The organism is Stackebrandtia sp. (assembly GCF_035643755.1).
Lineage (GTDB): Bacteria > Actinomycetota > Actinomycetes > Mycobacteriales > Micromonosporaceae > Stackebrandtia.
The window spans coordinates 1-19,744 of record NZ_DASQPW010000092.1 but is presented as its reverse complement, the minus strand read 5'-3'; the positions used below and the strand labels follow the sequence as shown (position 1 = coordinate 19,744).

Below are 19,744 nucleotides of genomic sequence, written 5' to 3'. Positions count from 1 at the left end.
ATTATCCAGATGGTTGATTAACTCATCTTCCTGGATGATTGATCCTTGTCACTTCCCAGATAGCCGTTGCCCGCGTTGAAGTGTTCGGCGAAGGTGCGGGAGTAGCCGTCCATGGGTTCGGGCTCAACCCCCTCCACGATCCGTATCAGACGGTCCACAAGGGTTTTGGTGTGGTCGGGGCCGACGGCGGCGAAGAACATGCCGTGGAAATAGATCGGGATCAAGACGATCTCGAACAGCTGGAGAAACCGCGGCACCCTCTCGCCGCGCTTCTCGGCGCGGTCCAACATGGCCTGAATCTCGAGCCCGCGGTCGACCAGGAAGCCGTACTCATGGGCCTCCCCCGCGTTCTTGCTGGCCAGCAGCGTAGCGCGCAGGTACATACTCCCGACCGGCGAGCCGACGCTCTCGGCCACCCGCGCCGCGAAGGTCTCCAGGTCGCCGCGCAGCGTTCCGGTGTCGGGCATCGGGGTGGTCAGCAGCCGCGAGGTGACCACGTCGTCCAGCAGCCCCGGAACGCTCCCCCAGCGCCGGTAGATCGTCGCCTGATGCACCCCCGAGTGCTCGGCGATCATCGCGATGGTGATCTCGCCCCAGCCGTCGCTGTGCAGCAGGTCGAGCACGGCCTCGTGCACGTCGTCGCGGATCCGGGCGCTGCGGCCCCCCGGACGCTTGGCGGGCGGTGTGGCATTCATACCGAGATATTAACGCGATCCCTGTTGCATTAAGCGCCGGACGCGTGTTAGGTTGCTCTTGTCGCGAATCATTTCGCATTAAGGAGGGGACCATGCGCCCGATCGTCTTTGAAAAAGACAGCACCTTTTGGTACGAGACCCTGCGTTTGTTCAACCACATCGCCTACGGCGGAGCGGACTTCGGCGAGGTACTGACCACCGCGCAAGCCATCACCGAGGGCGACTACGACAGCTGGCACGACGAGTGGCACGCCACCGCGCGTCGCGTCGCCGCCGACGCCGCGGCCGCCGATAGGGCGGGCCACCAGGTGAGCGCCCGCGACGGCTACCTGAGGGCGTTCAACTACTTCCGCTCGGCGGAGTTCTTCCTGCACGGCAACGCGTCCGGCGACCCGCGCGTCAACGCGGCGTACGAGGACGCGGTGGCCTGCTTCGAGCGCTTCACCGAGCTGTCCGACACCCGCATCGAGCCGGTGAGGATCCCGTACGAGGGCACCACGCTGCCGGGCTACTTCTACACCGCGCCGAACGCCCCGACCCCCGGCCCCACCATGATCATGCACAGTGGATTCGACGGCGGCGCCGAGGAACTGCACTTCCAGCCCGCCGCCGCCCTGGTGGAGCGGGGCTTCCACGTGCTGACGTTCGACGGGCCCGGCCAGGCCGGCCCGATGCACCGCGAGGGTCTGGTGTTTCGCCCCGACTGGGAGAACGTGGTCTCGCCCGTGCTGGACTACGCCGAGGCCCGGCCCGAGGTGGACGGCGCGCGGATGGGTCTGCTGGGCCTGAGCATGGGCGGGGTGCTGGCGCCGCGTGCCGCGGCCTTCGAGCCCCGCGTCGCCGCCCTGGTGGCCTGGAACGGCCTGTACGACATGGCCTCGGTGGCGATGCGAGGGCTCGAACTATCGCGTGAGCAGGCCAAGGCGCTGGTGTGTGCCAACGTCCCGCTCGACGCGGGCGCCCGGCTCCGCGAGGACCCCACCGCGCGCTGGGCCGTCCAGCACGGCATGTGGGTCACCGGCTCGGCGACGCCGCGCGAGTACGTCGCGGCCATGTTCGACTATCACGTCGGCGACGGGATCGCCGAGCGGATCGCCTGTCCGACCCTGGTGTGCGACGCCCCGGCCGATTTCGCCTTCGCCGGGCAGCCCGCCGAGCTGTACGCGCATCTGAACTGCCCCAAGACCTTCGCCGAATTCACCGCCGAGGAGGGCGCCGACGCCCACTGCCAGGTGGGAGCGGCGCGGCTGGCGGCCGCCCGGATCGGCGACTGGCTTGAGTCCACATTGAACGTCTGAACCCAACCCCGAGAAGAACGAGGAAAACGTGAGCGAAGCACGCAAGAACATCAAAGTATTGATCCACATCATCGGACTGGACGTGGCCCCCGTGGTCGGCGGCTACTACCTGCTGCGGCTGCTGGGCGCCGGCGAACTGCTGTCGCTGCTGGTCGGCACGGCGCTCGGCCTGGTGCGCACCGCCATCGGCGTGGCGATCAACCGCAAGGTCAGCGGCGTCGCGCTGTTCACCGCCTTCATGTTCGGCCTCGGCATGTCGGTGTCGCTGATCGCCGGGGACGCGCGGTTCCTGCTGGCGATGAAGTCGGTGACCACCGCGGCGGCCGGCATCCTCCTGGTCGCCACCTGCCTGGCCAGGCGGCCCGCCGCCTACGGAATCGCCAAGCAGCGCAGCGGCGAGGACGCCGCGACACTGCGCGACTGGGACCACCTGTACGCCAACGACTCCGGCTTCCGCCGCATCTACTACGTCATGACCCTGACGTGGGGCGGGGTGCTGCTGGGCGAGTCGGCGGCCCGGCTGCCGCTGATCTACCTGTTCCCGCTGGACACCAGCACCCTGCTGTCCACCCTGCTGCTGGTCGGCGCGCTGAGCTTCATCGTGTTCTGGAGCGCGACGTACGGCGCCCGCAAGGCCGACCCCTACATGCGCAAACTCGACCCGGAACGCACGGTCGTCATCACGCCGAGCGCCGCCTGACCCGAACAGACATGTACTACACATCGCCCGTGTGCGGCGATGTGTAGTACATGTGCTATCTATTGACATAGGTATTAGTTCGATAGGAGAACACCTATGTCTGACACAGTGCGATCGGATCGGGCCGCCCCCGCCGCCGACTCGCCGGTCATATCGGTCAGCGACCTGCGGATGCGTTACGGGACAAAGGACGTGCTCACGGGCGTCGACTTCACCGCCAACGCCGGTGAGGTGCTGGCCCTGCTGGGCCCCAACGGGGCGGGCAAGACCACCACGATCGAGATCCTCGAGGGGTTTCGGATGCGCTCGGACGGGGACGTGTCGGTGCTCGGCATCGACCCGGCCCACGGCAAGGAGGAGTGGCGCTCCCGGCTCGGCGTCGTCCTGCAGTCCTGGCGCGACCACGGCAAATGGCGGGTGCGGGAACTGTTGGAGCACTTGGGAACCTATTACCGTCCCTACTCGACGGACCGCACCACGCGCCCCTGGGACCCCGACGACCTGGTGCGCACCGTCGGGCTGACCGAGCAGGCCGACAAGAAGATCATGACGCTGTCGGGCGGACAGCGCCGCCGCCTCGACGTGGCCGTCGGCATCGTCGGGCGCCCCGAGCTGTTGTTCCTGGACGAGCCCACCGTGGGATTCGACCCGCACGCCCGGCGCGACTTCCACGATCTGATCCACCGTTTGTCCGATTTGGATAACACCACGATCCTTTTGACCACCCACGACCTGGACGAGGCCGAAAAGCTCGCCGACCGGATCGTCATCCTGGCCGGCGGCCACATCATCGCCGACGGTTCGGCGGACTACCTGGCCCGCAAGATGTCCACCGAGGCCGAGGTGAAGTGGAGCCGCGACGGGGAGTTCTTCGTGCACTCCACCACCGACGCCACGTCGTTCGTCCGCAAGCTCTTCGCCGACCACGGCGAGGACGTCGAGAACCTCGAGGTGCGGCGCGCCAGCCTCGAGGAGACCTATATCGCGATGGTGCAGCAGTTCGAGTCCGGCCAGGGTGGCACCGCGATTCGTCAGTTCCAGGAGGCCCAGCAATGAACCAGCGAACCACCCCCTACACCGCCGGACTGAAACGCGGCTGGCTGGATTTCAAGCACACCATGAGCTCACCGTCCGATCTGTTCGGATTCATCTTCCCCACCGGCATCGCGATCGTGGTGATCCTCTTTTTGCGCAATGTGGACATTCCGGGATCACCGGTGTCGCTGGGCTCGATGTCGCTGCCCAGCATGATGGGCATGAACGTGATGTTCGGCGGCATGATGGGCGTGATCGGCAAGATCGTGTCGGAGCGCGAGGACGGCACCCTGTTGCGCAACAAGGCGATCCCCGGCGGCATGACCGGGTACCTGATCGGATCCATTGTGTCCACGGCGGCCTTCGTGATGTTCGGCGTCGTCGTGCTGCTGACGATGGGTCTGCTGTTCTTCCCGGGCGTGTCCTTCTCCGGCCCCGGTCAGTGGCTGACGCTGCTGCTCGTCGTCGTCGTGGGGCTGTTCGCCACCATGCCCATCGGCGCGGCTTTGGGCTCGCTGTTCACCAATCCCCGGATGTTGGGATTTGTCATGATGCCGATCATGGCCCTGACGGCGATCTCGGGCATCTTCTACCCCATCACCGCGCTACCCCCCTGGCTACAGTGGATCGGCCAGGCGTTCCCGATGTACTGGATGGGACTGGGAATGCGTTCGGCGCTGCTACCGGCCTCCGCCGTCCACGTCGAGATCGGGGCGTCCTGGCGTCCCCTGGAGACCTTCGGTGTCCTGGCGCTGTGGGCAATCCTCGGACTGGTGCTGGCGCCCGCCCTGCTGCGCCGCATGGCGCGTCGGGAGTCCGGCTCCGCGGTGGCCGAGCGCCAGGAGCGCGCGATGCAAAACGTAAGGTGATGCGCGCCGCGACGTCACCACAGTCGAGAAGGGACACCGAACGGTGAGCAACGAGACGATCTACAACCGGATCGCGATGTTGCGCGCCGAAAGGGGGATCTCGCGGCGTCAGCTCGCCGACGCCCTCGGCGTCCACTATCAGACGATCGGGTACCTGGAGCGCGGCGAATACAGCCCCAGTCTGTATCTGGCGCTGAGGCTATCGCAGTACTTCGATGTGGGGGTGGAGGTGGTGTTCTCCACCTCCCCCTTCCCCCGCATCGGAAGCGGAAGCTAAGCCACGACCGTCTCCAGCCGACGTTGGCCGAAGAGCTTGTGGCCCCACTCGGCGGCCATGCGGACCGCGGCGAAGCCGTAGTCGCGCATGGCCGCTTCGTATTGTCCAATGGCGGCAACGGTTTCGGTGGCCCGCTCGAGCGCGGCGGACAGCTGGGCGGCGTCGCGCAGCGCGTTGTTGGCGCCCGCCCCGCCCGCGGGGCTCATGGCGTGGATCGCGTCGCCCAGAAGGGTTACGGGGCCGGGCCGCCAGGGTGCCACGGGGACGCTGGAGCGGATGAACAGCGGGAAGACGCTGTCGAGCCTCCAATGCCGCACGATCTCGCCGATCGTCGGGTGCCAATCGGCGACAACCGACGCCGCCAGGTCGCGGAGTTCCTCGGGGCTCATGGTCGCCAGTGCGGCGTCGGTGCACGGCAGATTCTCCACGCGGCCACCGAATCCGCACGTCATGAAGGACTCGGTGGGGGTGAGGCGGGCGGCGGGTGCCAGGCGGGCGGCGGTGTCGGCGAGGGGCTCGGTGAACTCGACGGGGGCGCCGCCGAGCCAGTTGCGGTCGGCGTCGGCGATCGCGCCGAAGACGCCGAACATCGCCTCGGGGAACAGTTCGCGGGTCTCGTCGTCGAGGTCCACCGTGGCGTAGATGCCGCGCATTCCCGAATCCATCACTCGGGCGTGCGGCAGCAGCCGACCGCGCACCACGGAGTTGACGCCGTCGGCGCCCACCAGGACGTCGGCGGTGGCCCAGCCGCCGTCGGCGAAGCGCGCCACCACGGCCGAGCCGTCGCGTTCGTAACCCACGCAACGCTTTCCATAGCGGATTTGTTGGTCCAGACCCGTGGCGAGGATCTCCCGCAGCGTCAGCCGCGACACCGCCACGTGTTCGGGGGCGTCGGGTGCGGCCGCGGAGTCGGTGTCGGCGCCGTGGCTGAACCGCGGCTTCAGGTTCGTGTCCAGCATGGACATCACGGGCCGGGGCCGATGGGACGTGGCCACGAACAGCCGCCACAGGTCGTCGGGCAGCACGCGGCGCAGCGCCGCCATGCCCTCGGAGTCGATGTGCAGGCGGTAGCCCTGGCGGCGCGAGGCGGGGCCCGCGTCGGCCTCGTACACGGTCACCTCGTGCTTGCTGTCGCGCAGGCCCTGCGCCAGCGCGAGTCCGCCCAGGCCCGAGCCGATGATGGCGATGCGTTGCTTCGGCATGACGATCCCTTCCGCGCCCGAGTCCGTCTCTGGGCGCGTCGTCGACGGTGCGGCGCGACAAGCGAATCTCCTATTCGTCGGGGCGCGGCCGGTGTTATCCGACATCGGATACCGTTCAATGGTGGAATCCATCGACGACCTCGACCGCCAGCTGGTGCACGCGCTCCAGATCAACGGGCGGGCGTCCTTCGCGCGCATCGGCGAGGTGCTGGCGGTGTCCGATCAGACCGTGGCGCGGCGCTACCGACGACTGCGCTCGCGCGGAATCGTGCGGGTGGTCGCCCAAACCGACCAGCACGTGCTGAAGCAGGAGCGCTGGATGGTGCGCATCCACTGCAATCCCGACGCCGCGGCGTCCCTGGCGGCGGCGCTGGCGCGGCGCCGCGACACCGCCTGGATCAGCCTGGTGTCGGGCGGCACCGAGATCAACTTCGTGGTGCAGACCCGCGACACGGCCGCGCGGGACACCCTGCTGCTGGAGAAGCTGCCCCACACGCCGCGGGTCAACGCGATCTCCGCGCATCTGTTGGTGCACACCTTCTTCGGCGGCGCGGGGGAACACGTCGGCCTGATGTCGGTGCTCGACGACGGCCAGGTCGCCGCGCTGGCGCCGCCCGCCGTCGATCGGCGCCCGATCGCCTGGGACGACACCGATCGGGCGCTGTACTCCGAGCTCGCGCTGGACGGCCGCGCCGAGTATCCGCGGCTGGCGGCGGCCGCGGGGTGCTCGGAGTCGACGGCCAAGCGGCGCGTCGAGGCAATGCTGCACAGTGGATCGTTGATCATGGACGTCGACATCGACGCGGCGGCCTTCGGGCTCACCGTGACCGCGGCGCTGTGGATGTCGGTGTCGCCGTCGCAGCTGAGCGCGGTGGGCGCCGCGCTGGCCACCCACCGCGAGATCGGCTTCGCCGCCGCCACCACTGGTCCCAGCAATCTGATCGCCGCGGTGGTGTGCCGCGACGTCCACGACCTCTACGAGTACGTGTCGTCGCGGCTGGGCGCGCTGCCGGCCGTCCAGCGCGTCGAGACCGCGCCGATCATCCGCTCCGTCAAGGGACCCAGCGTTCGCGCCGTGCCCGCCCCGGCCCCCGCCGCCGGTCACCGAGCGTGACATCGCGGGCATACTGAATAGCTATATAGACATATATTCATGGCATCGCTACGATGAGTCGATGAAGAGACTTCTGCCCATTGTGGCCGCGAGCGCCCTGCTCGTCGCCGTCGCGGCGGTGCCCGCCCAGGCCACCCCCGCCGCCCCGCTGGTGCACATAACCCAGACCGTCGGCCAAAAGATCGACGGTCAATACATAGTGACCCTCAAGAACGGCGCCCACGTCGCCGACCAGACCCGTTCCCTGGCAAAGAAACCACTGTTCACCTACCACTCGGCGCTCAATGGTTTCAGCGCCCGGCTGTCGCACGGCGAGCTGAGCGCGCTGCAAGACGACCCGGACGTGGCCAAGATCGAAGAGGACGGCGTGGCCACCATCGACACCACCCAGTCCAACGCCACCTGGGGAATCGACCGCATCGACCAGCGCAAGCGCCCGCTGTCGCACACCTACCACTACTCGACAACGGCCTCCAATGTGTACGCCTACGTCATCGACACCGGCATCGCCACCGGCAACACGCAGTTCGGCGGCCGGGCGTCCAATGTGTTCAACTCCGCCGGCGGCGGCAAGGCCGACTGCAACGGGCACGGCACCCACGTCTCCGGCACGATCGGCTCGGCCACCTACGGCATCGCCAAGAAGGTCAAGCTGCGCGGCGTCAAGGTGCTGGACTGCTCCGGCAGCGGCTCGTGGTCCGGCGTCATCGCCGGCATGGACTGGGTGACCGCCCACCACAACAGCCCGGCCGTGGCCAACATGTCGCTGGGCGGCGGCTCCAACTCCTCGGTGAACGCCGCGGCCAACCGGATGGCCAACTCCGGCGTGTTCACCGCCGTGGCCGCCGGCAACGACAACGCCAGCGCCTGTAGCTCGTCCCCGGCCGGCGCGTCCAAGGTGACCACCGTGGCCGCCAGCGCCAGCAACGACTCCCGCGCGTCGTTCAGCAACAAGGGAAAGTGCGTCGAGGTCTACGCCCCCGGCGTGAACGTCAAGTCGACGTGGCTGAACGGCGGCACCAACACCATCAGCGGGACGTCGATGGCCTCGCCCCACGTGGCCGGGGTCGGCGCCCTGTACAAGGCCACCCACCCGAAAGCCTCCTCCGCGACGGTCAACAGCTGGATTGTCAGCAACTCGACAAGCGGCGTGATCACGGGGAACCCATCGGGTACCCCGAACCGATTGCTGTACAAGGCCAAGCTGTAAGAACCGCCACCCCCAACGACGCCCCGCCCGGACCTCGACACCGGGCGGGGCGTCGCGGCGTGTCGGGTCAGTCGGTCAGCGTGACGACACTGGCGGCGCTGGCGCCCACCGTGTCGGACAGCCGGGTGAGCAGGTCGCCGGCGACCTCGGTGTCGCAGGCGACGACCATGAGGGCCTCTCCCCCGGCCTCGCGGCGCGACACCTGCATCGCGGCGATGTTGATGCCGCCGTCGCCCAGCGCGCCGCCGATCACGCCCACCACGCCGGGGCGGTCGGTGTAGTGCAGGATCAGCAGGGGGCCCTCGGCGTCGATGTCGACGTCGTGGCCGTCGATCTGGGTGAGCTTGCGGACTTCCCTGGGGTCGGCGGTGACGGTGCCCGACACCGACAGGCTGCGGCCGTCGGCCAGCGCCCCGCGCACGGTCAGCTGGTTGCGGTACTCGGGGCTGTCGGCCGATGTGAACAGTCCGACGTCGACGCCGCGGTCGGCGGCCAGCAGGGGCGCGTTGACGTAGGTGACCTGCTCGGCCACGTCCATGAACAATCCCTTGGTGGCGGCCAGTTGCAGCACCGACACGTCGCTGTCGACGACCTCGCCGCGCACCTCGACGGTCACCGACTGCACGGCGGCGCCGGCCACGGCGGTGAAGACCCGGCCCAGGCGCTCGGCCAGCGGCAGCAGCGGGCGGACGTCCTCGGCGACGCCGCCGCCGGACTTGACGTTCACCGCGTCGGGTACGAACTCGCCCGACAGCGCCAGCTTCACGCTCTTGGCCACGGCCAGGCCCGCGTTGTCCTGCGCCTCGCGGGTGGAGGCGCCCAGGTGCGGCGTCACCACCACGTTCTCCAGCGCGAACAGCGGCGAGTCGGTGCACGGCTCGGTGGCGAACACGTCGATGCCGGCGCCGGCGACCCGCCCGGACGACAGCGCCTCGGCCAGGGCGGCCTCGTCGATCAGCCCGCCGCGGGCGGCGTTGACGATCCGCACGCCCGGCTTCACCTTCTCCAGTTCCGCCTTACCAAGCAGCCCAAGGGTTTCGGGTGTTTTGGGCAGGTGGATGGAGATGAAGTCGCTTTGCAGCAGCAGGTCCTCCAGGCTCACCAGCTGCACGCCCATCTGGGCGGCGCGGCCGGGCTGGACGTACGGGTCGTAGGCGATGAGCCTGGTGTCGAAGGCGGCCATCCGCGCGGCGAACAGCTGCCCGATGCGTCCCAGGCCGACGACGCCGACGGTCTTGCCGGCCAGTTCGACGCCGGTGAACTGCGAGCGCTTCCACTCGCCGCGCTTCAGGGAGGCGTCGGCGGTGGCGGTGTTGCGGGCGGTGGCCAGCAGCAGGGCCACGGCCTGTTCGGCGGCGGAGACGATGTTGGACGTGGGCGCGTTGACGACCATGACGCCGCGCTCGGTGGCGGCGTTGATGTCCACATTGTCCAGACCGACTCCGGCCCGGGCCACCACCTTGAGGCGGGGCGCGGCGGCCAGCGCGTCGGCGTCGATGCGGGTGGCGCTGCGGACGATCACGGCGTCGGCGTCGGCCAACGCGGAGTGCAGAGCGGGGATGTCGGTGCCGTCGATGGTCCGGACGTCGAAGTCGCCGGACAGCACGGCCACGGCGGAATCGGCGAGTTTGTCCGCAATGACGATGACGGGACGGTCGGGCGTGGTCATGGATGCGCTCCTCGCGGAAGACGTGTGAGATGCGGCGGGGACGCGACGTTGCGCCTGCTAGCGGGCTCCATTCGGGGAACCCGCGAACCGGGGCAATACTAAATCCCGGTAGCGGTGGGACTACGGCCGGGGCTCGGCCGCGCAGCGCACGTCACGCCGCGCGGCCCTTGACGGTGGCTCAGTGTCCGTCCGCGATGGTCAGGCCGCGCGGGGTCATGAACCACACGGCCACCGCCGCCAGCATCATGAGGATTCCCCCGGCCAGGCCCACCATGGCCAGCGCGTCGGTGAAGGCGGACCGGGCGTGCTCGGCGAGGACGGGCAGGTGGAGGTCGTCGGCGACGGCCAGCGCTCCGCCCACGGACTCGCGGGCGGTGTCGACGTCGGCGCCGCCGACGCCGAGGGACTTCAGGGAGCCGGGGTTGAGCAGGTCGCGGAACATGGCCGCGGCGATGCTGCCCAGGATGGCCACGCCCAGGGCGTTGCCGACCTCGAAGCTGGTCTCCTCCATGGCGGCGGCGTTTCCGGTGCGCTCGGCGGGGACGGCGGCCACGATCACGGCCGAGCCGATCGCCAGGGTCGCCATGCTGACGCCCACCAGGGCCTGCGACACGGCCACCAGGGTGTAGTCGAGGTGGCCGCCACCCAGATACAGGGTGGCGAAGCCCGCGCCGCCCACGGCCAGGCCGCCGGCCATCACCGCGCGGGTGCCGATCAGCTTGGCCAGGTGGGGCGCCAGCGGAGAGATCACGCCGGACACGATGGCCACCGGCAGCAGCCGGATTCCGGTCTCGATCGGCGTGTAGTGCTCCACCAGCTGCATCCACTGCGCCAGCAGCAGCATCATGGCGGCCATCGCGATGGACGACACCAGGGCGCACAGCAGCCCCGCCGACAGCACGGGCTTGCGCAGCAGGCGGATGTCCAGGAGCGGCTCGCGGCGGCGCAGACAGCGCCATCCGAACGTCCCCAGGGAAACCACGGCGACGAACGCGGCAGCGGCGGCGGACGGGTCGGCGAGCCCGTGCTTGCCGAAGGTCTTGATGGAGTACATCAACGCGACCATGCCGACAATGGACAACACGATTCCCGGTATGTCCCAGGGCATCGCGCGTCCGTGCGATTCGGGCAGCAGCCACAGGGCGAAGCCGATGGCCAGCACCATGATCGGGGTGTTGATGAGAAAGGCCGCGTGCCAGCCGAAGTTCTGCACCAGGACGCCCCCGATGATCGGGCCGAGGCCGCCGCCCACGGCAGCCATGGCGCCCCACAGGCCCAGGGCGACGGCGCGTTCGGTGGCGTCGGTGAACAGGTCACGGATCATAGACATGGTGGACGGCATGATGAACGCGCCGCCCAGCCCCAAAAGCGCCCGCAGCGCGATCAGCCACCCCGCGGTGTCGGCGAACAGCACCAACAGCGGGACGGCGCCGAAGGCGGCGTAGCCGATCAGCAGCATGCGGCGGCGGCCGAAGCGGTCGGCCAGACCCGAGGCCGTGACCAGGAAGCCGGCCACGGCGAGGCCGTAGACGTCGACCATCCACAGCAGTTCGGTGGAGCTGGGGCGCAGGTCGACGGCGATGGCGGGCAACGCCACATTGAGGACGGTCAGGTCCATGACGACGATGAGCAGGCTGGCGCACAACACACCCAGCCCGACCCAGCGTCGGGGATCGCGGTCCGCGCCCGACGCGGACTCAGAGCGCAGGCGTACCAGCGTGGTCATATCTCACCTCGATTCCTTGAAGGCTTCTCAGGCGCCGATGCCGCCCAGCAGCGTCTCGCGCAGCAACCGCTCGGCGTCGCGCACGGCGATGTCGCCGTGGCTGAGGCAGCGGCGCAGCCCCACGAGCAGCCCGAAGACGGCGTTGGCGATCCACGGCACGGGAAGGTCGGCCCGAATCACCCCGAGGTCTTGGGCGGCAACGTAAAAAGCGTATTCGCGCTTGGCCTGTATCTCGCTGGCCGAGACGATGTCGTCGTCGGACTCCAGGGAGTGCTCGGTGAGGGTGAAGCCGTATTCGGCGGCGTCGCGCACCAGTTCGCGGCACAGGCCGTCCAGCGCCTCGCGGGCCCGGGCCGTGTCTCCACTGTCGACGGCCTCGTCGATGCGCGCGGCGTCCAGCGCGTCCCGCCAGGATCGCAGGCTCAGCCAGCCCAGGTGTTTCACCAGCTCCTCGCGGGTGGCGAAGTGGCGGTGCATGGTGGCGCGGCTGACGCCGGCGGCCGCGGCCAGCTGCGCCATCGACGCGGTGGGGTCGATGTTGAGCAGGCGCAGCGCCGCCACGCCGATTTCGGCCCTACCCATGATCGAGACCTTTTCGTTTCATTTGAGACATTGATGTCTCATACGCTACGGCGGCACGGCCGCGGTGTCACGCGGAAGTGAGCAAGCGCACCGCCGCACGGCGCCATAACCCGACCACATTCGGCGATCGCGCGGTGACCAACGTATTGAAACGTGAGCATGTGTGCCATAGGTTTCGAATTGCTCGACCACCTACCGCGCATGCGAAGGAGACCGCGCCCCATGCCTCGACTCCGACTCCCCCGCCGGCGACGCGTCGCCGTGCTGGCCACCGCCGCCACGGCGGCCGTCGCCGCGGCCGGCCTGATCGCCGCCACCAACGCCTACGCCGGCGACGCGATCACGTGGACGGTCACCAAGGCGCCCGCCATCGACGGCAAGTACGCCCTCGACGCGGTGGACGCCATCTCCGACAAGGACATGTGGGCGGTGGGCTACACCGTCGACCAGACCTGGAGCGGCACCGTGGCCGCCCACTGGAACGGCGACTCCTGGGAGCAGGCACCGACCCCCAAGGGAAAGGCGCTGACGGCGGTGTCCTATGTGAGCAATGACGACGCGTGGGCGGTGGGGGTCGGCGCCTCCGGCGCCATGACCGCCCGCTGGGACGGCAAGGAGTGGAAGGACGTGCCGACCCCGGCGCCCGACGTCCCCAGCGGTCAGTCCGCGGAGCTGTACGCGGTGGACAACACCAAGACCGGCGCGTGGGCGGTGGGCTGCGCCTCCAACGAGGACCAGACCGCACAGACCGCCTACGCCCAGCGGTGGGACGGCAAGTGGAACCTCACCGCGCTGCCGGTTCCCGACGGCGCCAAGAACACCTGCCTCAACGACGTCGTGGTCACCGACTCCGGCGACACCTGGGCGGTCGGCCGCTACGACGACGGCACGAAGGGATCGGCGTACATCCTGCACTGGCAGGACGACAAGTGGACCATCGCCGACGCGCCCGCGCTCGACGCCCCCGACGTCGACCTGACCGGCGTCGTGGCGTCCGGGGACAACCTGTACGCCGCCGGATTCACCAAGAAGACCTTCGGCGACCCGATGTCGGCCACCCCCGTCCTGCTCACATCGGACGGTACCAAGTGGACGCAAGTGAAGGGCCCCGACACCACCGCCTGGATCTACGGCGTCGGACCCGACGGCCACGACGGGGTGCTGCTCACCGGCTACACCCAGCGCGGCGAGGGCGTCGTGCTGCGCGGCGACGGCCAGACCGTCACCCCCGAGACCGGCCCGGTGACCGACGACTCCAGCTCCCTGTACGCGGTGGCCTGCGCCCCCGGCTCCACCACCGCATGGGTGGTGGGCGCCAAGGGCGAGGGCGACTCCGCGCTGCAGGGCCTGGCCGCCCACACCGATTGACCGACCGTCCGTCGCCCCCCGGGCCTATAGTGTGAACGCCTCACAACGTCGGCCCCGGGAGCATCCCATGTCCACATTGACCACACTGGAGCCGTTCCCCGAGGACGGCTGGTCCCGGGCGCTGGCCATCGTCGCCCACCCCGACGACCTCGAGTACGGCGCCGCCGGGGCGATCGCCCGCTGGACCCGCATGGGGCGCGAGGTGGTCTACGTCCTGGCCAGCAAGGGCGAGGCCGGAATGGACAACCTGCCGCCCGAAACCGCGGGGCCGCTGCGCGTGGAGGAGCAGGTCGCCAGCGCCGCCGTCGTCGGCGTCGACACCGTGGAGTTCCTCAACCACCCCGACGGCCTGATCGAGGCCAGCGTGGCGCTGCGCCGCGACCTGGCCGCGGCGATCCGCCGCCACCGCCCCGAGGTCGTCATCACCATCAACCACCACCCCACCTTCGGGCCCGGGATGCTCAACATGGCCGACCACCGCAACGTCGGCAACGCCGTGTTCGACGCGATCCGCGACGCCGCGAACCGTTGGCTCTTCAGGGATCTCGACCTGGAGCCCTGGTCGGGCGTGCGGCTGCTGGCCGTGGCGGGGTCCCCGGAGGCGACCCACGCCGTCGACATCACCGACACCCTCGACGCGGCGGTGGAGTCGCTGTCGAAGCACGCGGCCTACCTGGCGGCGCTGGGCGAGTCGCACCCGATGGCCGACCCGGACGACTTCCTGCGCGCCATGGCGCTGCGGACCGCCGCCCGCTTCGGCGGCCGCAAGGCCACCCCCTTCGAGGTCTTCGCGATGTAACGCGCGTCATGACTCCCGGTTGTCACGTTCGCGCGGCCTGGTTCGTCCAGTAGCCGCCAACGACGACAAGGGAGTCATCATGAAGATCGTCATCGCCGGATCCACCGGGGTCATCGGCCGCCAGCTCGTTCCGCTGCTGAGCGCCGTCGGGCACGAGGTGATCGGGCTGAACCGCCGCGACGGCGTCGACCTGCTGGACGCCGCGGCCGTGCGGCGGTTCGTGAGCCGGGCCGCCCCCGACGCGGTCGTGCACCTGGCCACCGCGGTGCCCGCCGACATCAACCCCCGCAAGATGACCGGGCAGTTCGCCCTGACCAACCGGCTGCGCACCGAGGGAACCCGCAACCTGGTCGACGCGGCCCGCGCCGCCGGCGTGAAGCGAATCGTGGTGCAGTCGCTGGCGTACCTCTACCGTCCCGCCGACGGCCCCGCCGACGAGGACGCCGCGATATGGACCGACCCGCCGAGGCAGTTCCGGTCCTCGATCGCCGCGCTCGCCGAGCTGGAGCGGCTCACCGCCGCCGCGGGCGGCCTGGTGCTGCGGTTCGGGCACCTGTACGGGCCCGGCACCCACTACGGCGCGAACGGTTCCATCACCGCGGCGGTGCGCGCCGGGAGGATGCCGCGGGTGGGCCAGGGCGCGGCCGTGTACTCCTTCACTCACACCCACGACGCCGCCACCGCGATCGTGTCCGCGCTGGACCGCCGGGCCACCGGCGTGCTCAACGTGGTCGACGACCACCCGGCGCCGGTGACCGAATGGCTTCCTGGCCTGGCGCGGATGCTGGGGGCGCCCGAACCCAGGCGGGTGCCGGTGGCGCTGGCCCGGCTGGCCGTGGGTGGCTGGGGCGTGGCGTTCACGAACCGGCTGCGCGGGGCCGACAACGCCCGGGCCCGCCTCGAGCTGAACTGGCGGCCCCGCTACGCGTCCTGGCGGGAGGGTTTCGCGGCCGAGCTGGCCGACGACCCGATCGCGGTAACGTGAAGGCACACGGGATCGGAAGGGTTCTTCATGGACGTCTTCGAACAGCACCGGCCGCTGCTGCTCGGCCTGGCCTATCGGCTGTTGGGCAGCATGTGGGACGCCGAGGACATCGTTCAGGACGCGTATCTGCGGTGGGTCGGCTCCGACCGCGACGCCGTGGACGAGCCGCGGGCCTTTCTCGTCACCATCGTGTCCCATCTCGCCCTGGACCAGCTGCGCGGCGCCCGGGTCACCCGGGAGGCGTACGTCGGCCCGTGGCTGCCGGAACCGGTGGAGTCCAAGGAGTTGGGGCCGCTGGACACCATCGCGCTGCGCGACACGGTGTCCATGGCCGCCCTGCACCTCATGGAGCGCCTCACGCCGTCCGAGCGCGCGGTGTTCGTGCTGCGCGAGGCGTTCCGGTACCCCTATCAGTCCATCGCCGAGATCATCGACGTCCCCGTCACCACCTGCCGGCAGCTGCATCACCGGGCGACGAAACGACTGCGACGCACCGAGAGCGAGTTCCATCCATCCAAAGCGGACCATGAGCGCCTGCTGGAGGGTTTCCTGGACGCGGCCCACAGCGGCGACATGGACGCGCTGACGGCGCTGCTCAGCCAGGACGTGGTGGCCTGGAACGACGGCGGCGGCAAGGTGCGCGCCGCCCGGCGCCCGATCGTCGGGCTGGACAACGTGCGCGCCTTCATCGCCGGGCTGCTGGAGAAGTTCCGGTTCACCGACGTCCGCATCGTCGACGCCAACGGCACCCCGGCGGCGTGGATCGGCGATCCGGGCCTCGAGCAGCTGGTCACCATCGACGTCCACGACGGGCGCATCCGCGCGATCTACGCTGTCCTCAACCCGGACAAGCTTTCCCGGGTACGGCCCGGCGGCTGAATGGCATGTATTCGTGATTCTCCCGTCGCATCAGCGCGGAAGGCTTGGGGCCGAAACGTCAGGAGGGTCATGGACATCCGGTTGTTGGGCGCGGTGGAGGCGGTCGCCGACGGTCGGGCCGTCGACATCGGGCATGCCCGGCAGCGCGCGGTGCTGGCGGTGCTGGCCGTCGACGCCGGGACGGTGCTGTCCACCGACACCCTCGCCGATCGGGTCTGGGGGCCCGACAACGGCGCGCGGCACCGCGACAGCCTGTACAACTACATTTCGCGGCTGCGGCGCGCGCTGCCCGGGGTGATCGCGCGGCGCGGCGGGGGTTACGTCTTCGACGAGGATCCGCGGATCGTTGACCTGCACCGGTTTCGGGCCCTGGTCGCCGACGCGGCCACCGCCGACGACGCTTCGTCCGTTTGGGACGAGGCGCTGGGGCTGTGGCGGGGAGAGGCGTTCGACGGCATCGACGTGCCCTGGCTGAGCGGCCTCGCGATCGAGCTGGAGACCGAGCGCTACGACGCCTGGCTGTCGCGCAACGACGCCGTGCTGGACGCGGGAGAGCCCGAGCGGGTGGTGTCCGAGGTGGAGCGCGCGGCGCGCGAACGCCCCGGCGACGAGCGGCTGGCCGCCCAGGCGATGCTGGCCCTGAGCCGCACGGGACGGCGCGCCGAGGCCCTGGCCCGGTTCGAGGCCACCCGCCGCCATCTGCTGGAACACCTGGGTGCCGACCCGGGGACCCGGCTGCGCGAGACCCATCGGCGCGTCCTGTCCGAAGACGACGAGCCCGCGGCGTCGGCCGCGCCGGCGGCGGTGCCGCGACAGGTGCCGCACCTGGCGGGCCACTTCACGGGTCGCGGCGCCGAGCTGGCGCGCCTGGACGCGCTGACGTCCGGCGACACCCCGATCGTGACGCTGTGCGGGCCGGGCGGGATCGGCAAGACGTGGCTGGCGCAACGCTGGGCCAACGACAACGCGCCGCGCTTCTCCGACGGCCAGCTGTATGTCGACCTGCACGGCTTCGACCCCGCCCAGTCCCCCATGACCTCCGAGCACGCCCTGCGCGTCATGCTCGCGGCGCTGCACGTCGCCGAGTCGTCGATACCGTCCGATCTGGACGCCGCGTCGGGGCTGTTGCGCAGCCTGACCAACGGCCGCCGGATGCTGGTCATCCTGGACAACGTCCGCGACCACCGCCAGGTGCTGCCGCTGTTGCCCGGCACCGGCACCGTCACCGTCGTCACGAGCCGCCTGGACCTCGCCGGTCTGATGGCCTCGCACGGCGCCGGAAGGGTCGCATTGACCACTTTGGACGATACCGACGCGCGCCGCGCCCTGGTCGCGCAGCTGGGCGGCGAGCGGCTCGCCGTCGAGCCCGAGGCCGTGGCCGACCTGATCGGCCACTGTGGCGGATTGCCGCTGGCCCTGGGCATCCTGGCCGCCAACGCCTCGGTTCGCCCCGACCTACCGCTGTCTCGGCTCGCCGCCGACCTGCGCGACCGCGCCGGCATCCTCGACGGCATGCAGACCGGCGACCTGTCGGCCAGCCTGCGGTCGGTGTGCGAGGCCTCGGTGCGGGCCCTGACCCCCGACGCCCAGTCCACGTTCACCCTGCTGGGCCTGGGATCCACCACCGCGCTGAGCGCCGACGCGATCGCCAGCCTCACCGCCTCGCGGGGCCCGGCGGTGCGCCGCGACCTGCGGGAGATCGAGAACGCCCACCTGGTGGAGCGCGATGTCCACGGCCGCTACCGGATGCACGACCTGACGTACCTGTACGCCTCCGAGCGGGCCGCCGAGTCCATCGACCCGGCCCGGCAGGACTCCGCCCGCCGCCGGCTGGTCGACCACTATGTCCAAACCTCCTACGCGGTCGCGTGCGCGTTGACCCCCGAGCGGGCCCGGATCTCCAGGGCCCCCGCCGTGATCGGGGCGGTCACCGGAACCGCGGACCGTTCGGGCGCGGTCGAGTGGTTCGACGTCGAATACGCCAACCTGTTGGCGGCGCAACAGATCGCCGATCGGCTCGACATGGACGAGCACGCGTGGCGTCTGGGATGGACGGTCATGCCCTTCCAATGGGCTCAGGCCCGCATGACCGACGGCGTGGCGATGGCGAACCGCGCGCTCGGCGCGGCGCGGCGACTGGGCGATCCCGAGGCCATGACCGTGTCGTACGTCAGCCTCGGCAGGATGCTCACCCGCGCGGGCGACTTCGACAGGGCCGCGGGGGCGCTGGAGTCCGGTATCGCACTCGCCGAGCGCGTCGGGGACTTCCAGGAACAGCTGCACGCCCACGCCGCCTTCGCCCTGATCAGCGAGCTTCGCGGGGACTACCCCACGGCGCTGGACAAGGCCCGCCGCGTCCTGGACGTGGCGGTGGCCTCGGGCAACACGTTGTGGCGGGGCCGCGCCCTCAACGCCGTGGGGTACTACCAGGCCCATCTCGGCGAGCTCGACTCCGCCCGCGAGTCGTGCGAGGCGGCGCTGGCGATCTTCATGGCGGGCGGTCACGAGGATTCCACACACGACACCTACGACAGTCTCGCGTACATCGCCGCGCGCGCGGGCGAGCATGCCCGTGCCGTCGAGCTGTACCAAAAGAGCATGGACTGGAACCGCCGCAATGGAAACATGTACACGGTCGCCGACGGTCTCGGCTACTTCGGCGACAGCCTCATGGCGCTGGGCGACACCGCCGCGGCGACCGAGGCGTGGCGCGAGTCGGTGCGGCTGCTGCGATCCCAGCGCCGCGACGATCTAGCACAGTCCATCCAGGACAAACTTGACGCCGTCTGAGACGAGCGGGACACGGTGAGGACGGCATGGAGATTCGGGTACTGGGTCCGGTGGAGGCGCGCGATGGCGGGTGCCTCATCGACATCGGGCACGCGCGGCAGCGCGCCGTGCTGGCGGTGATGGCCGCCGACCCCGGCGCCGTGTTGTCCACCAACGCCGTCGCGGAACGGATCTGGGGCGACGGCCAGGGGACCCGCGGCCACGACAGCCTGTACAACTACATGTCGCGGCTGCGGCGCGCGCTGCCCGGGGTGATCGCGCGCCGCGGCGGCGGCTATGTCTTCGACGCGGACCCGAACATCGTTGACCTGCACCGGTTTCGGGCCATGGTGAGCCGGGCCCGCGGCGACGCGGACGCGGCGTCCATCCTGGATGAAGCGCTCAAACTGTGGCGGGGAGACGCGTTCGCGGGGCTCGACGCTCCGTGGCTGAGCCGCCTGGCCATCGAGCTGGAGACCGAGCGCCACGATGCCTGGCTGGCCCGCAACGACGCGGCGCTGAGCGCGGGCGGCGCCGCCGGTCTGGCCGCCGAGCTGCGGCGCGCCG

The 19,744-nt window shown here is 70.1% G+C and carries 18 protein-coding genes; 13 read left to right on the top strand and 5 right to left on the bottom strand.

From position 1 onward, the window contains the following. Positions 1 to 17: 17 nt before the first annotated feature. A complete protein-coding gene (locus VE172_RS06920) occupies positions 18 to 695 on the bottom strand; it encodes a TetR/AcrR family transcriptional regulator (RefSeq protein ID WP_324799047.1) in 678 nt (225 codons plus the stop codon). Between the two features lie 92 nt (positions 696 to 787). Between VE172_RS06920 and VE172_RS06915 the strand changes: the two genes are divergently transcribed. The 5 genes from VE172_RS06915 to VE172_RS06895 all read left to right on the top strand — a co-directional run bounded on the left by VE172_RS06915 (position 788) and on the right by VE172_RS06895 (position 4,874). Beyond that, entirely contained in the window at positions 788 to 1,993 is a 1,206-nt protein-coding gene (locus VE172_RS06915) for an alpha/beta hydrolase family protein (protein WP_324799044.1), read from the top strand. A 28-nt stretch (positions 1,994 to 2,021) separates the two neighbouring features. After that, positions 2,022 to 2,693 carry a VC0807 family protein gene (locus VE172_RS06910; protein ID WP_324799041.1) on the top strand — a complete coding sequence of 224 codons (672 nt, stop codon included), beginning with the start codon at positions 2,022 to 2,024 and terminating at the stop codon, positions 2,691 to 2,693. Between the two features lie 96 nt (positions 2,694 to 2,789). Beyond that, positions 2,790 to 3,749 (top strand): ABC transporter ATP-binding protein, encoded by a 960-nt coding sequence (locus VE172_RS06905; protein WP_324799038.1) that lies wholly within the window; start codon positions 2,790 to 2,792, stop codon positions 3,747 to 3,749. Further along, positions 3,746 to 4,597 (top strand): ABC transporter permease, encoded by an 852-nt coding sequence (locus tag VE172_RS06900; protein WP_324799036.1) that lies wholly within the window; start codon positions 3,746 to 3,748, stop codon positions 4,595 to 4,597. The genes VE172_RS06905 and VE172_RS06900 overlap by 4 nt, the downstream gene beginning before the upstream one ends. Positions 4,598 to 4,673: 76 nt before the next feature. Next, positions 4,674 to 4,874, top strand: coding sequence for a helix-turn-helix transcriptional regulator (locus tag VE172_RS06895; RefSeq protein ID WP_349258283.1), 201 nt, complete (start codon positions 4,674 to 4,676; stop codon positions 4,872 to 4,874). Here VE172_RS06895 and VE172_RS06890 read toward each other — a convergent pair. Continuing rightward, positions 4,871 to 6,076 carry an FAD-dependent oxidoreductase gene (locus VE172_RS06890; protein WP_324799030.1) on the bottom strand — a complete coding sequence of 402 codons (1,206 nt, stop codon included), beginning with the start codon at positions 6,074 to 6,076 and terminating at the stop codon, positions 4,871 to 4,873. The genes VE172_RS06895 and VE172_RS06890 overlap by 4 nt on opposite strands. A 118-nt stretch (positions 6,077 to 6,194) precedes the next feature. On the opposite strand from VE172_RS06890, the gene VE172_RS06885 reads away from it, so the two are divergent. Next, on the top strand, positions 6,195 to 7,190 hold the full coding sequence (locus VE172_RS06885) for an Lrp/AsnC family transcriptional regulator (RefSeq protein WP_349258282.1): 996 nt from the start codon (positions 6,195 to 6,197) through the stop codon (positions 7,188 to 7,190). A 61-nt stretch (positions 7,191 to 7,251) separates the two neighbouring features. Next, complete coding sequence (locus VE172_RS06880) at positions 7,252 to 8,400, top strand: S8 family peptidase (RefSeq protein ID WP_324799024.1); 1,149 nt, start codon at positions 7,252 to 7,254, stop codon at positions 8,398 to 8,400. 67 nt (positions 8,401 to 8,467) lie between these two features. On the opposite strand, the gene serA is transcribed toward VE172_RS06880, so the two are convergent. The 3 genes from serA to VE172_RS06865 form a co-directional block, all read right to left on the bottom strand. Then, positions 8,468 to 10,069: a phosphoglycerate dehydrogenase gene (gene serA, locus VE172_RS06875; protein ID WP_324799022.1), complete on the bottom strand. Its 1,602-nt coding sequence runs from the start codon at positions 10,067 to 10,069 to the stop codon at positions 8,468 to 8,470. A gap of 178 nt (positions 10,070 to 10,247) precedes the next feature. Next, entirely contained in the window at positions 10,248 to 11,795 is a 1,548-nt protein-coding gene (locus VE172_RS06870) for an MFS transporter (protein WP_324799019.1), read from the bottom strand. A 27-nt stretch (positions 11,796 to 11,822) separates the two neighbouring features. Continuing rightward, on the bottom strand, positions 11,823 to 12,377 hold the full coding sequence (locus VE172_RS06865) for a TetR family transcriptional regulator (protein WP_324799016.1): 555 nt from the start codon (positions 12,375 to 12,377) through the stop codon (positions 11,823 to 11,825). 222 nt (positions 12,378 to 12,599) lie between these two features. On the opposite strand from VE172_RS06865, the gene VE172_RS06860 reads away from it, so the two are divergent. From VE172_RS06860 to VE172_RS06835, 6 genes are all read left to right on the top strand, one after another. Further along, positions 12,600 to 13,745: a hypothetical protein gene (locus VE172_RS06860; protein WP_324799013.1), complete on the top strand. Its 1,146-nt coding sequence runs from the start codon at positions 12,600 to 12,602 to the stop codon at positions 13,743 to 13,745. A 67-nt stretch (positions 13,746 to 13,812) separates the two neighbouring features. Continuing rightward, positions 13,813 to 14,544: a PIG-L deacetylase family protein gene (locus VE172_RS06855; protein WP_324799010.1), complete on the top strand. Its 732-nt coding sequence runs from the start codon at positions 13,813 to 13,815 to the stop codon at positions 14,542 to 14,544. A 79-nt stretch (positions 14,545 to 14,623) separates the two neighbouring features. Next, on the top strand, positions 14,624 to 15,529 hold the full coding sequence (locus VE172_RS06850) for an NAD-dependent epimerase/dehydratase family protein (RefSeq protein ID WP_324799009.1): 906 nt from the start codon (positions 14,624 to 14,626) through the stop codon (positions 15,527 to 15,529). A 27-nt stretch (positions 15,530 to 15,556) separates the two neighbouring features. After that, on the top strand, positions 15,557 to 16,408 hold the full coding sequence (locus tag VE172_RS06845; RefSeq protein WP_324799002.1) for an RNA polymerase sigma-70 factor: 852 nt from the start codon (positions 15,557 to 15,559) through the stop codon (positions 16,406 to 16,408). A 69-nt stretch (positions 16,409 to 16,477) separates the two neighbouring features. Further along, the gene (locus VE172_RS06840) at positions 16,478 to 19,198 is read left to right on the top strand and encodes an AfsR/SARP family transcriptional regulator (protein WP_324798999.1); all 2,721 of its coding nucleotides are present in this window, start codon (positions 16,478 to 16,480) and stop codon (positions 19,196 to 19,198) included. A gap of 26 nt (positions 19,199 to 19,224) precedes the next feature. Then, positions 19,225 to 19,744, top strand: a 520-nt coding sequence (locus VE172_RS06835; RefSeq protein WP_324798996.1) for an AfsR/SARP family transcriptional regulator, incomplete at its 3' end; no start/stop codon positions are given.

What these genes read in the sequence shown, in the direction of transcription:
- VE172_RS06860 (WP_324799013.1), top strand. Translation starts at nt 12,600, where the DNA reads ATGCCTCGACTCCGACTCCCCCGCCGGCGACGCGTCGCCGTGCTGGCC.
- serA (WP_324799022.1), bottom strand. Translation starts at nt 10,069, where the DNA reads ATGACCACGCCCGACCGTCCCGTCATCGTCATTGCGGACAAACTCGCC.
- VE172_RS06900 (WP_324799036.1), top strand. Translation starts at nt 3,746, where the DNA reads ATGAACCAGCGAACCACCCCCTACACCGCCGGACTGAAACGCGGCTGG.
- VE172_RS06880 (WP_324799024.1), top strand. Translation starts at nt 7,252, where the DNA reads ATGAAGAGACTTCTGCCCATTGTGGCCGCGAGCGCCCTGCTCGTCGCC.
- VE172_RS06895 (WP_349258283.1), top strand. Translation starts at nt 4,674, where the DNA reads ATGTTGCGCGCCGAAAGGGGGATCTCGCGGCGTCAGCTCGCCGACGCC.
- VE172_RS06870 (WP_324799019.1), bottom strand. Translation starts at nt 11,795, where the DNA reads ATGACCACGCTGGTACGCCTGCGCTCTGAGTCCGCGTCGGGCGCGGAC.
- VE172_RS06840 (WP_324798999.1), top strand. Translation starts at nt 16,478, where the DNA reads ATGGACATCCGGTTGTTGGGCGCGGTGGAGGCGGTCGCCGACGGTCGG.
- VE172_RS06905 (WP_324799038.1), top strand. Translation starts at nt 2,790, where the DNA reads ATGTCTGACACAGTGCGATCGGATCGGGCCGCCCCCGCCGCCGACTCG.
- VE172_RS06855 (WP_324799010.1), top strand. Translation starts at nt 13,813, where the DNA reads ATGTCCACATTGACCACACTGGAGCCGTTCCCCGAGGACGGCTGGTCC.
- VE172_RS06885 (WP_349258282.1), top strand. Translation starts at nt 6,195, where the DNA reads ATGGTGGAATCCATCGACGACCTCGACCGCCAGCTGGTGCACGCGCTC.
- VE172_RS06915 (WP_324799044.1), top strand. Translation starts at nt 788, where the DNA reads ATGCGCCCGATCGTCTTTGAAAAAGACAGCACCTTTTGGTACGAGACC.
- VE172_RS06920 (WP_324799047.1), bottom strand. Translation starts at nt 695, where the DNA reads ATGAATGCCACACCGCCCGCCAAGCGTCCGGGGGGCCGCAGCGCCCGG.
- VE172_RS06865 (WP_324799016.1), bottom strand. Translation starts at nt 12,377, where the DNA reads ATGGGTAGGGCCGAAATCGGCGTGGCGGCGCTGCGCCTGCTCAACATC.
- VE172_RS06845 (WP_324799002.1), top strand. Translation starts at nt 15,557, where the DNA reads ATGGACGTCTTCGAACAGCACCGGCCGCTGCTGCTCGGCCTGGCCTAT.
- VE172_RS06850 (WP_324799009.1), top strand. Translation starts at nt 14,624, where the DNA reads ATGAAGATCGTCATCGCCGGATCCACCGGGGTCATCGGCCGCCAGCTC.
- VE172_RS06890 (WP_324799030.1), bottom strand. Translation starts at nt 6,076, where the DNA reads ATGCCGAAGCAACGCATCGCCATCATCGGCTCGGGCCTGGGCGGACTC.